The organism is Oleiphilus sp. HI0125 (assembly GCF_001635355.1).
This window is the reverse complement of sequence record NZ_LWGF01000489.1, coordinates 1-869: the sequence shown is the minus strand read 5'-3', so window position 1 is coordinate 869 and position 869 is coordinate 1. Positions and strand designations below refer to the sequence as shown.

The 869-nt window shown below is 41.2% G+C and carries 2 protein-coding genes; both read right to left on the bottom strand.

The features are described from left to right. Positions 1-429: DUF1772 domain-containing protein (locus tag A3762_RS06245; protein ID WP_068754543.1), on the bottom strand; the 429-nt coding region annotated here is incomplete at its 3' end. Between the two features lie 79 nt (positions 430-508). Then, on the bottom strand, positions 509-869 hold a 361-nt coding region (locus A3762_RS27230; protein ID WP_197469073.1), incomplete at its 5' end, for a hypothetical protein.

Genomic DNA, 869 nt, shown 5'->3' with positions numbered 1-869 from the left:
GTTTGATTGATTCCAACGAGGCTCAAACCCGATGCGGGCCTTGTGTAACTCCTCAACGCTCATAGTTTCAACATCGCACGCTTGTAGCTTGTTGTTAAGTGGCAAGTGAATGGCAATTGTTGATATCTGTACGCCAGCTAAGTAAGCGGCCGTAACTGATAAAAGCAAGAAAAAGTCCAAGCCTTGAAGTTTTGAAAAACCAGTAAAAGCACAAACAATAAGTGAAATAGCTGATCCGACCCAAACGAATAAAAATACGGGATGATTATCTTGAATCACTCGATCTGTGACTTGAAAAGCCTTAATAAACTGTTTGTCTTCTAAGTTTTTTATTCCGGGCATTATGACGATTGCGTAAGCGAATAGGAGCCCCGCAACCAGCGAGCATAGTAATGTAGATAAAGCTAACATGACATCAAAAATACTCATTATTCATATTTCCCAGCTTTAGAGTCTAACGCCTCAAACTGAGGCCGCGGTCCGCAGCTTTGACTGGTTAAGGGGATTGTTAATCAATATATGACGCTCTCCGGACATAATCACAGAACTGCTCAAGTGCAGACTCATATTCGTCTTTACTACCACTAGCCTTCAAAGCTAATACATTCTGCTTTAAAAGCGCGCCTTCTACTATTGCGAGTTTATTCGGATAACCAAGGTAGAACTGTTCTTGCAGTAATACTGAAGACATTCTAAGTCGTACAATATCGATTTTACTTTCAATCTCCAGTGCTTCTTCAACCGCATTAATCTGGGAATCATGAGCTTTGGAAATGAGGTCCGGAATTTCCTTTTGAAGGCTTTCCAGTGCACTGAGTGCCTCTTTCATGGTGTACCGATTTTCACCAATAACTAAGTCATGCTCCTTA